Below are 11176 nucleotides of genomic sequence, written 5' to 3'. Positions count from 1 at the left end.
TTCGAGGGTCCACCTTGCGATCGCCGCAAGACAACTCCACAGAACAGCCACGTTCTTCATCTCCGTACTCCAGTCCCAGTTTCAATCCCCGTAGGGAGGGAGGCATCCATTACATCTCCATATAATTATCGGCTCGTTCGGCCTTTGACTGGCTCTATCCGGAGCATGCCGGACCGCCATCCCATCACCTGAATTAGCGTGATGGGCAATACCGACTCGATGCAGTGCGCGGCCGGGCGATCGGACCTCGCCCGCGGGCGGAGTCGCCATGCGCTGCGCCCTGTAGTTCTGGCTGATGGCACCACACGATGCCATATTCCGCCGGACTTCCGTCGCATGCCGCCGACGGAAGCCCCCCGGCGATCAATCCACCAAACCGGCCGAGCGCAGCGCCTGAGCAATCTCCACTTCGGCCCCGGCTTGCAGCGGCAACAGCGGCGAGCGCACCGTCGCGTGCTCCAGAATGCCCCGTGCGACCAGGCCATGCTTGAGCGCCACGGTCCCTTCCATGTGCGACCCGCGGTGATACACGTTGCGGGTCACCGGAAGCAGGCGATCGTGAATGGCGCGAGCGGCCTTGTAGTCGCGCGCTTTGCCGGCGGCGATCAGCTCGATCAGCGGCTCGGGCGTCAAGCCGCCGTAACCCACCAGCGCGCCATCGACGTCGAACATTGTATGCAGCAGATACTCGTCGTGACACGTCAAAATCTGCAGATCCGGACGCTCGCGGCGCAGCACGGGGATTTCGGTATCCCAGCGCCGCATATTGCGGACCCCGTTCTTCATGGCGAACACGCCCGGCTGCGCGGCGATCTCGAGCTGGGTTTCGAGGTTATAGGTCGCTTTGGTCACGTCCGGATATTGGAACAAAATGAGCGGCAAACCGCTTTCTTCGTGAATCGCGCGGTAACGGTCCTGCGGCGCGCCCTTCTGGTACCCGAAACGCAGCCAGCCGTGAGACGGATATACCAGGCCCGCCGACGCGCCGGCCTTGACCGCGCGCTTTGCCTCGAGCGCGGCGACCTGGGTACCTTCGAGTGTGATGCCCGCGATGACCGGAATCTTTCCGTCAACCGACTTCACGAAACTCTCGATCACGGCCAGTTGCTCGTCCTGCGTCAAAAACGTGCCTTCGCCAGCGTGGCCGAGCACGGTGAGCCCTTTCACGCCCTCGAAACTCCCAAGCCACGAGCCCAGCCGCTGGATTGCTGCGTGATCGACTGCGCCGTCGCGGGTAAAAGGCGTCACGGGAGCGGGAACGAGACCTCGTAGATCAATGCTTTTCATCATGTCTCCAACTGATACAGGAAGTAGAAAAATTGAAAGCGCCCGTCAAAAACGAACTGCTTTTCCGGTAACCCACTCGTCGCCTGCTTCGGCCCAGGTTCCGGGCAACGGACAACGGGTATGAAAAACAGTGTAGGTGTCTCGGCGACATGCGTGAAGAGGCAAGACAAGCATTTCAGATATGCTTTACGAGGCATGGCACGGCAAGTCACGGCGCGGCATGCCGCGACTCGCCTCGTTCCATTTCTGCGAGGGGCTGCCGGTGTTTGCCGGCCGGCGCGGGAGGATAGGGTTCGCGAGCGGCTGTAGGTCGTGCGATTCAGCCCGCGCTTGCGCCGCACCGCCCATGCCGAACAGCCACAGGCGGTGCGGCGCCGTCGAACAGGCGCAGGGAGCGTCTCAGAAACGGGTCCGAATGCCGACACCCAAGGTGTTGCCGCTCGACAGACTCGCGACATGATCGTACATGTAGCCGGCATAGACGTCGGTACGGAGGGAGCACGGATAATCGTAGCTGAGCGCTGCCGTCTGGCGCGTTTTGTTCAAGTTCCCATCGTCGCGCGAGTACGCGTACGAGGCCAGCACACGGCCCACGCCCACCGGCACCACCAGCCCGGCCTGCAGCATATTGACGTGGAAGCTGCCGCCCGCCAGTCGGTTGCCGGTATACGTGTATTCCCCGAACAATTTCACGGCGCGAATGCGATACGACACGCCCAGTTGCGCCGCCGTCTGGCTTTGCAGGCCATGCAGCAGGTTGCCGAGATCCCCCGGCGTGGTGCTGAAGTTCAGATATTGGTAGGTCGCCCCGATCGCGAATGCTCCCTGCGAGAACGTTGCCTGGGTGGCAAACTTCTTGGCGCTGTCGTTGCCCGCCTGGTTGCCAGGCGCATATGCGACGCGGGCGCTCAAGCCACCGGCCTGCGGCGTGGCATATTGAATCGCGTTACTCCATGAGGTGCCGCCCAGAATGCCCTGATCGGTAGCGTAGCCCGGATAGGTGCCCAATCCGGCATATAACTGATTGATGGTTGGAGAAAAAGTGAACGAAGCGTAAAAAGGGTTGAACTGCGCGGACTGCAAATAAAGCAGGCTGCCCTGCCGCCCAAGCGTCAGCGTTCCGCCCGGCGACGCGATGCCCACATAGGCATTGCGGGAGAAGAACGAGTCACCGTTGAACGATCCGTACTGGCCATTTTGCGGCCGAAAAAATCCCTCGATGGCGAAGGTCGTTTTGTAGCCGCCGCCCAGATCTTCCTGGCCACCGAACCCCCAGAACGAGGTCGACATGCCGCCGCCGCCCACTTGCGCGGCACCGCGATTGCCGGGTATGCGCTGATAACCGGTCCATGCGTCGACGATGCCGTACAGCCGCACGCTCGACTGCGCACTGGCATGAAGGCTTACCACCACAAGGGCCAGGGCCACGCCGGTGCGGCAGATTTTTTCCAGCGTGCGAGGGAAAGTCCATTCCTTGAACATAGTGTTTTCTCTTTCAAAATGACGAGCGAGAGCCGACGTCACACGCGCGTGACGTCTCGCAGGAAAAAGGCAAATGGGCTAGTTCGGCCGGTGTTCCAGCGCGCGCCGTTGATGCGACGCCCTGGCAGCCTTGGCTTTCTTGAACAGAAAGAAATAGAGCTTGATGTACTGCCCCACCAGAATGGCGTTCATGAAAGTGCCTTCGCGGATGAACTTGGGGGCCCCCAGGAACGCGAAACCAATCGCCGCGCTGACCAGCAGCAACGTGCAGTCAAAGGCCGTCTTGATGTTTCCCCATTTCCATCCGGTGCGCCTGAAAATCGCGTTGACGAACATGTCGATCGGCATGAGCACGAGATTCGCTCGAATCATCAGGAACAGCCCGAACGCGGTCAGGGCGTCCGCGAGCGCGAGTAAAGACAACTTCAGGAAATAGTCCTGGAACCCGATCGAGCGGGTCAGCATCAGGTTCAGATTCAGGCACGACGCGAGCACGAACGCCGGAATCAACGAAGCGAAGTCCTTGGCTTTGAAGTCCTTGCGCAACACCAGATAGGTCAGGAACAGCATGAACAACTCGAGCATAAAGTTGTAGGTTCCCTGACTCAGCGACGTGTACACCAGGGTCATGGTGCGGGTCAGGCTGCTCTGCGGCGAAATGCCAATGCCGGCCCTGATCGCCAGACTGATCCCCAGTGTCAGTATGTAAATTCCGACGGTGTATGTGATCCAGCGCCGCGTCAGGCTGCCGGTATCGATGATTTCCGCTTCTCGTTCATGGTGCGCCATGATTGTCTCTCGGTTGTCTTCCTTGTTTTTGCGAATCCGGTCGCCCCTGCCTGTCATGAGGCGCCGCGCTATTATCGGGAGTCAGGGTACGCGCCGGCGCATCCTCGACTCCCACGGCCGGCGGGTCGTTATCGCACCTGCCGGCCCCTCCTTCTATCGGTTTGGCCTCACACCATGAACCCAAAGCGGTCCAGCGAGATGAACAACGTCAGGAGCTTGTTCACCACCGGTTCGCCCTCATTGCGATTGCCCATCGCCTCCAACGCAGCGTCGATGGCGCGCGTCGCGGCAACCAGATCGGACAGGCTCATATTGGCCATCACGCCGTAAATATCGAGCGGCAGCGACGCCTTGACCACCTTGTTTTCGGTGACGACGCAGCCTCCCACCTGTGCATCGACCTGCCTCAGACAGTGACACATTTCCGCGCTGTCCTGCCCTACGGCGACGAAATAAGCCTTGGGCGCCGGCCAGAACGTCGCCACCGCACCGCGCTCGATGCATACGCCCTTGAACAGTCCATTGACCACATGGCGCTTGCCGTTGGCGTAGCGCTGCACCACGGCAATGCGATTGAGCTTGACGCCGCCCACTTCAGGGACGATTTTTCCGTCCCGCACCGGCACCCATACCTCCTGATAAAACTTTTCGTGTCCCCGGCCGTAGACGTCGAACAGATACACCTTGGCCTGCTTGCCGTCGGCTGAAATCTCCAGCGGCGCCAGCTCGAGCTCTTCCGGGCTCAGGTTGCCAAGTCCCGGCACCGGCTCCTTCACCATGCCGGAATAGTCGATATCGGCGTGCTTGAGCATCTTGCGGTCTTTGGCCACCAGCTCGCCATCCTTGAAAACAAAGCGCGGGTTGATTTTCGACAGGCTGTCGGTCAGTACGATATCGGCGAAACGGCCCGGCGTGAGCGAACCGAACTTGTTGTCCATCCGGAATGCCCTGGCCGTATAGAGCGTGGCCATTTTGATTGCCTGGATCGGGTCGATGCCCATTTCGGCACACAGCGACACGACCCAATCCATATGGCCCTTGGTCAGCAAGCGATCGACCGAAATATTGTCCGCGCACAGCTGGAAATTCTCGGCGGGCCATTTGCGCTTGACGATCGCGCGCAGCATGATCTTGATCACCTCGGCGCTGCCGACGCCGAACTTGATTTGCGTCTGCAGGCCGTAGCGCACGCTTTTCTCGATGTCGTCCTCTTTCCAGACATCGTGATTGGCAAACGCGCCGATCGCCGGCATGTAGTTCAGCATCATGTCAGAGAGCGTGGTCACTCCCCAGTGCGTGTTCATGAAGCCGCCCTTGGCGCGTCCCAACGCCGACTTTCGGAAATCGTCGTCGTTGCCGACGCTGTAGGTCAGATGCGCGAGCTCGCCCAAGCCGATCACCGGCTCCATCTTCAACAGCGCATCGGTGACCTCCACCGAGGTCTTCTTGCCGGGCGCAAACGCATACACGCGATATGGCAGGCGCTCGTGGTGGCGGAACAGTTGCGCGGTCGCCTCCACCGCCTCGGCCCCGGCCGCGCTCACGAAATCGAGACACTCGGAGAAGATGGTGGTCGTGCCGCACGGCACGATCGCCTCGGCAAATGCCGCGGGATGCGCCAGTTGCGCGTCGAAGTGAACGTGCGCATCGATCAGCCCCGGAATCGCGTACAGTCCCTCGCCATCGAATACCTGACGCACCTTGATGGCCGTCTCATCAGGATTCAGCGCCACGATGCGCTTGTCGTAGACAAGAATCGAGCCCTGGTAGACGGTCTCGCTATGCACGTCCAGGATGTTCAGATTCCTCAGCAGCAGGTCGGCTTCCTTTTTTCCGTTCAGGATGTCGAAAATCGCCCTCACCTGATCGTAGTGGGCGGCAACCTGATCGCGTTGCCCGGATGCCGGGGCATTTCTCGCGGTGACTTCTTGGTACATGGCTTGTCTCTCTTTCATCAATTGGCTCGAGCCTGTTTGCCGCGGCTCGATAGCGAACCGATCCGTCAAACCGAGGCCCAGCCCCGCGTGCGGCAAAGCGGGACGAGCGCGGGTTCGGCTCTGTCAGATCCAATCGCCTGCAAGGGGCGACTGGTGTAATGAAAACCGAATTAACCGTTTCTGAAAAGCGACGTTTTCAGCACATACTGTGCGTTTTTCGAGTACGATACGCTCGAACTCAGGACCGACCGCCATGCTCCATTCACGCCTGTTGCGCTACATCGACGAAGTCGCGCGCTGCGGTTCCATCCGCGCCGCCGGCGAAAAACTGCACGTTGCCCCATCTGCCATCAGCAAGCACGTGCTGCTGCTCGAAGAGGCCATCGGCGAACCCCTGTTCGAGCGCCTGCCGCGTGGGCTACGGCCAACGCCGGCCGGGGAAATACTCCTGGCCCATGTGCGCAGCACCCTGTCGGAATACCGCCAGGTCGAAGCCGAGATACGAGACCTCAAAACGCTGGAAAAGGGTGAAGTCATCATTGCGACCATGACCGGCCTGGCCAGCGGCATCGCCTCGACCGCAGCGACGCATTTCTGCGCCAGCCATCCCCATATCAAAATTTCGATTCGGGTCATGTCAGTGCTGGAAATCCAGGATGCGATCGCCAGCGGCGAGGCCGATCTCGGCCTGGGTTTCAATCTGCCGCCCTCGCCACAACTCGAAACCCTTTGGGAAATGGACACGCGCCTGGGCGCGGTTATCTCTCCGAGCCATCCGCTGGCGCGCATGGAGTCCATTCCGCTCGCCTATTGCGCGTCTTACCCGCTCATCTTCCCGGATCGCTCCATGCTGATCCATGGCATCGTCGCCGACACTTTCGCCGAGGCCGGCCTCAGCGTCGAGCCGGCCTTTCGCACCAATTCGATCGAAACCATGAAGCGTCTGGCGGCCGCGGGCGAAAGCATCGCCTTTCTCAGCAAGTTCGATATCGTCGAGGAGTACCGTCAGGATGTCCTTACCTACCGGCAGATCCGCGATCGCGTCTTCAGCAAGAACATGCTCTCGCTGGTCCGCCGCGCAAAGCTCGGGCGAGGCCTTGCGAGCGTGATGCTCGCTGAAGAGATCATCGGCGTGCTGGGCGAGATGAGCGGATAGGTCGCATTGGCTTTTGCGCAGTCATGGGGCACCCCGAGCGGGGCTGCCGCAGCCGATCGGCATCGGCAAGGCTCGGTAGCCGCCTGCTATCCGGAAACCAATGTGCTGGTACCGCTCGATTACTTCGACAAGGAAAGCGGCACGCCTTCATACAAGTCCGGGCCGGTGCGGGTCACGCGTTCGGCGTGATGGTTGGCGGGTTTCATGAGGTTGCCAAACAGGTTGCTTGTCGGCACCACTCCGCTTCGTCTTCGCCAGAGACCTTTTTTCGTGCTTGGCGCCATACGAATCAGCCGCGATGGCGAATTGCAAGGCGCACGCCCAGACTGGGGGTTGGTCACACCTCCGTGTTCCGCACGAAATTTTCTGGTACGGGCGGTCCCCACAGATAGAGCGAATCTTCCGGTAGAAAATCTCCGGCTGGCCACTCTCGCCCAGCGGATATGAAGTCAATGTCGGCCGAATACTCGCAAAACGAGCCCCACGGGTCTTCGACGTAGTGAAAATAGTTAGCGCCGAGCACATGCCTTCCGGTTCCCCACCCCCTCGCGTAGCCGGCAGCGGCCATTTGTGCCGCACCCTGGCCGACCATGTCCACACTCGCGACGTCCCATGACGAATGGTGCCAGCCGCGCGCACTGCTCTTGGCAAAAGCAACCAAATGATGGTCGCAACCATGGGGCGCATGGGTAAAGGCAATCAAATCGCCCGACTTATCGGACAGCCTCAGCCCCAGTGCGCGCTCGTAGAAAGCTACCGCACGCAATACGTCTGTCGTGAAAAGCAGTACATGCGATAGTCGCCTGGGCCGCACGCGGGGGGCCTCAGCGCGGGTGCAGGCACCGCGCGTATCGGCTGCGGCACCTGCGCTGACATGAGGCACTTTACAGTCCGGGCTGGTTTTTTTTCCGGCGCGGACCTGAATGAGATTGCCGTCAGGATCGTGGAACCAAAATCCCGCACCTGCATCACCGAGCGCCGGAGAAATATTCGTACCCCCCGCCGCAATCACCTGCGTCCGAAGCACCGGAAGATCGGCCGCATAAGCGTTAAAGCACAAGTAAGCCAGTGACTTATCTGACGCGGCCAACAGGCGTGCCCAGCGATGGCCATCCGCAGCGCGCAATTCCAGCCCGGCGATCTGTCCCGACGCCGGCTCGACATCCAGGCCAAAGGACTCGAAGAACCGGAGAGCGTCGGCCAGGGACGGGACGTTCAATGCAAAATGGTCAATGGAATGTACCGCCGCGGCCGCTTGAAAGCGTGATTCTTGTCGCATGGCAACTCCTCGAATCAGCGTTTGATCTCGTCGGCAATTGGATTGCGCAGCGTTCCAATACCTTCGACGCTCACCTCGCACACATCGCCATGCCGCATCAATAGCTTCGGTGTACGCGCCCAGCCAATGCCTGATGGCGTGCCGGTTACAATCACGTCTCCCGCCTCCAGCGTCATCGCCTGACTCACGATGCTGATCAGGCTCGCCACGTCGAATAGCATGTCATCGGTGCTTGCCGATTGCACTACTTTGCCGTTCAAGCGAGTCTCCAGACGTAACCCCTTCACCCCGGGCGGCAGCTCATCGGCAGTGACCAGATCAGGGCCGAACCCTCCGGTGCGGTCAAAATTCTTGCCAACTGTCCATTGCGGCGACTTGAATTGGTATTCACGCACGGAGGCGTCATTGAATACCGCGTAACCGGCAACGTAAGCAAGCGCGTCTTCCGGGCGGATGTGGCGCCCCCCTTTGCCGAGAATAGCGGCGATCTCCCCCTCGAAGTCAAGGCCCTCGCTGTCTGGTACCGCCGGACGTACCAGAGGTTGCCCATGCGCTACCAGACTGGTCGCCACACGGAAAAAGATGGTCGGGTAGTCTGGTTGCTCATATTTGCTCTCCTTGGTGTGGTCGGCATAGTTCAGACCTGCGCAGATAATCTTCGGTGGGCGCGTCAGCGGCGGCAGGAACGTGAGACCTTCCGCAGTTATGGAGGCTTGACCTGACCGCGCCCGCCCGTGCACAGTCAGATCGACTCCGCGAGCGAGCAGCAACTCGAGCGCCTCCTCGCCAACGATCCGGATCGCATCGCCCTCGCGAACGCCCAAGGTGGGCTTGTCATTATGGAGAAATGAAACGTAACGCATAACCACTCCTGAAAACAGTAAGTACGATCGGCTCTGTCATGCCACTGTCAGGTGGCCGGCAAGGCATGACGATCTATCCAGGCTGCGAAGGCGTGGCAGATCGCATCGCTGGCTCGGCGCGCCGATGCCGATGCCTCGAACAAGCCGAAGAAGGTATGAAACATGTCCTCGAAGAGACAAAGTTCAACCGGCACACCGTCGGACTCCAAACGCTTGGCGTAAGCGATTCCCTCATCGCGCAACGGATCATGACCGGCAACGGCAACGAGCGCCGGTGGCATACCGGCGAGGTCAGCCGCCCGCAGCGGCGACGGTGGACATTCGGTGGCGCGTGCTTTTGCCGCACCCATGTAAAGTCTCGCGATCTCGCGTAAATCGTTCGTGGACAACATTGGAAAGTCGGTGCGCGTCGCCTCGATACGAGCCACGTCTCTTGCCATATCCACGCCGGGCACGACCAGCAACTGCGCGGCCAGGCGCCGATCTGCGCCGCGCAGCTCCCACGCCGTTGAAGTAGCCAGGTTGGCGCCCGCGCTTTCGCCAGCGACAGCGATGCGCGACGCGTCCCCGCCAAGGTGGTCCACGTGACGAATTGCCCAGCGCACCGCGGCCAGCGCATCGTCATGAGCGGCCGGGAATGGATGCTCCGGCGCCAGCCGGTAGTCCACGGACACAACCACGGTGTGAGTGTCCCGGCAGAGCTTGCGTGCAATGTCGTCCATAAGCTCAACGCTGCCCAACACGAATCCGCCGCCATGAAAAAACACTGTCGTTGGCAAAGGCATCGGCGTGTCCTGCGGCCGGTAAATGCGCACAGGAACATGCCTCGTAGCGCCTCGCACAATGTCAACCGCGACCGCATCCTCCACGGCGCCAACGACCGGCATGGCGACCCGTTGGCGCGCGGTCATGACGGCAAGCCGCATGCGTTCGCGCGCCTGCTCCGGTGTGCCGGAGAATGGCGGCGGACTGTTCGATGCGGCACGCGCCGTCACGATGGCGGACAGTTCGGCATCGAGTGCCTGCGCTGGATGGGTGTCGTTCATCGCAGCCCCAGAACGTACCGTTGGGAAGCCCGCGCCCGTTGACGCAGACGTTCAAGGTCGATACCGACCATTCGGCCATGACGCTTGACTGCACGACCCGCCACAAAGACAGAATCCACATTGCCCGGATGCGCCGCCAGCACGACCGCACCGATGGCGTCGGAAACCGGTGCGAGATTAAGGTCGTCACCGCGGATCATGACGATGTCTGCCTGCTTGCCTGGTGTCAGCGAGCCGACCTTATGGTGAAGACCGTTTGCCCGCGCGCCCGCGACAGTGGCGAACTCGAGCACTTCGCGCAGCGTTAGCGTAGCTGGAGCGTTGGGCACCCGGGAATGCCCGCCTCCCATCCACGACCGGTAATATGCGAACGTGTGTCGCATCTGCGTAAACATGTCGCCCGAGCACTTCGTCTCAGTGTCTCCGCTCAGACTCGGGCGGACACCTGCGGCGAGCAAGCGGTCGAGCGGGATGTCGCCAATGCCCTGCGCATTCAACTCGCAATGCACTCCAAGCGACGCGCTGACGCCGGCATCGGCCATCATCGCGATTTCGTCCGCTCCGGAAAAGCAGCAATGCACGAATGTCAGATCCTCGCCGAGCATGCTGGCCGCATGCATCTGGGCGATCGCACGCACCGGCGCATTACGCGCATAGGCGCCCATGTGAATGCTGGAGCGAATGGCAAGTTCACGGGCCAGCCGTAAATCGGCAAGCCAAACGTCGCGCTGGGCCATCTCTGGCCCCCGCGCCGCCATCGCGAGGGTGAGCAATTGATCGTCGGATGAAAAGAAGCGCTCGCGCAAGCGCCGAATGTCGGGCGGATGCCCGCGCCTGCTGTCGAACATCCAGGACCCACCATCGACCAGCGGCCAGCCGTGCGCAAAAACACCACGAATGTTTGCGTCGCGCAGCGCCAGGATCGCGGCGTCCGCGTGCTCTGGCGAGTTCTGCACGTGCGACCAATCGAGCATGGTGGTGATCCCGCCTTCGAGAGCGGAAACCGCGCCGAGCAGCGTACCCGTGTAGACGTCCTCGGGCCGGAATGCCGCTCCTTTGGCGCCCAGCATCTCGGCAAAATAGATCTGGGGATCGATGTCTGCATACCGATGCCGAACGCAACTTTGCCACGTGTGGCGATGCGTATCGACGAAGCCTGGCAGGACAATCATTCCGCGTGCGTCGACGCGCTCGGCATCTGCCGCATCAATGCGCGGCGCGACCGCGACGATGCGCTCGCCCTCGACCAGGAGGTCGCCTTCGTGCAGATCGCCGATAGCCTCGTCCATGCTCACGATCCAGCCGCCGCTCAGAAGCATGCGTTGTTCGTTCATCTG

10 protein-coding genes are annotated in these 11176 nt (G+C 61.1%); 2 read left to right on the top strand and 8 right to left on the bottom strand.

Annotation, left to right across the window (positions count from 1 at the left end):
• Positions 1 to 363: 363 nt before the first annotated feature.
• The 4 genes from EPN80_RS05885 to EPN80_RS05870 all read right to left on the bottom strand — a co-directional run bounded on the left by EPN80_RS05885 (position 364) and on the right by EPN80_RS05870 (position 5495).
• A complete protein-coding gene (locus EPN80_RS05885) occupies positions 364 to 1287 on the bottom strand; it encodes a dihydrodipicolinate synthase family protein (RefSeq protein WP_293024739.1) in 924 nt (307 codons plus the stop codon).
• A gap of 399 nt (positions 1288 to 1686) precedes the next feature.
• Positions 1687 to 2769 (bottom strand): porin, encoded by a 1083-nt coding sequence (locus tag EPN80_RS05880; protein ID WP_293024737.1) that lies wholly within the window; start codon positions 2767 to 2769, stop codon positions 1687 to 1689.
• Positions 2770 to 2847: 78 nt separating this feature from the next.
• Positions 2848 to 3558, bottom strand: a complete 711-nt coding sequence (locus tag EPN80_RS05875; RefSeq protein WP_293024735.1) for a DUF6198 family protein — start codon at positions 3556 to 3558, stop codon at positions 2848 to 2850.
• 167 nt (positions 3559 to 3725) lie between these two features.
• Positions 3726 to 5495, bottom strand: a complete 1770-nt coding sequence (locus tag EPN80_RS05870; protein ID WP_293024733.1) for an adenine deaminase C-terminal domain-containing protein — start codon at positions 5493 to 5495, stop codon at positions 3726 to 3728.
• Positions 5496 to 5748: 253 nt separating this feature from the next.
• On the opposite strand from EPN80_RS05870, the gene EPN80_RS05865 reads away from it, so the two are divergent.
• Both EPN80_RS05865 and EPN80_RS05860 read left to right on the top strand, forming a co-directional pair.
• On the top strand, positions 5749 to 6651 hold the full coding sequence (locus EPN80_RS05865; protein WP_293024731.1) for a LysR family transcriptional regulator: 903 nt from the start codon (positions 5749 to 5751) through the stop codon (positions 6649 to 6651).
• 6 nt (positions 6652 to 6657) lie between these two features.
• Complete coding sequence (locus EPN80_RS05860) at positions 6658 to 6840, top strand: hypothetical protein (protein ID WP_293024741.1); 183 nt, start codon at positions 6658 to 6660, stop codon at positions 6838 to 6840.
• Positions 6841 to 6988: 148 nt separating this feature from the next.
• Here the strand turns inward: EPN80_RS05860 and EPN80_RS05855 are convergent, their stop codons facing one another.
• Genes EPN80_RS05855 through EPN80_RS05840 form a run of 4 tightly spaced genes read right to left on the bottom strand, consistent with a single transcriptional unit; the run spans position 6989 to position 11173 of the window.
• On the bottom strand, positions 6989 to 7930 hold the full coding sequence (locus EPN80_RS05855) for a VOC family protein (protein WP_293024729.1): 942 nt from the start codon (positions 7928 to 7930) through the stop codon (positions 6989 to 6991).
• A gap of 14 nt (positions 7931 to 7944) precedes the next feature.
• The gene (locus EPN80_RS05850) at positions 7945 to 8793 is read right to left on the bottom strand and encodes a fumarylacetoacetate hydrolase family protein (RefSeq protein ID WP_293024728.1); all 849 of its coding nucleotides are present in this window, start codon (positions 8791 to 8793) and stop codon (positions 7945 to 7947) included.
• Between the two features lie 47 nt (positions 8794 to 8840).
• Positions 8841 to 9839 (bottom strand): alpha/beta hydrolase, encoded by a 999-nt coding sequence (locus EPN80_RS05845; RefSeq protein ID WP_293024726.1) that lies wholly within the window; start codon positions 9837 to 9839, stop codon positions 8841 to 8843.
• Positions 9836 to 11173, bottom strand: a complete 1338-nt coding sequence (locus EPN80_RS05840) for an amidohydrolase family protein (RefSeq protein ID WP_293024724.1) — start codon at positions 11171 to 11173, stop codon at positions 9836 to 9838. Before EPN80_RS05840 ends, EPN80_RS05845 begins: the two co-directional genes overlap by 4 nt.
• Positions 11174 to 11176: the final 3 nt, after the last annotated feature.

It is taken from the genome of Pandoraea sp., assembly GCF_004297875.1.
Taxonomy (GTDB): Bacteria; Pseudomonadota; Gammaproteobacteria; order Burkholderiales; family Burkholderiaceae; genus Pandoraea.
This window is presented reverse-complemented; position numbering and strand designations above follow the sequence as displayed.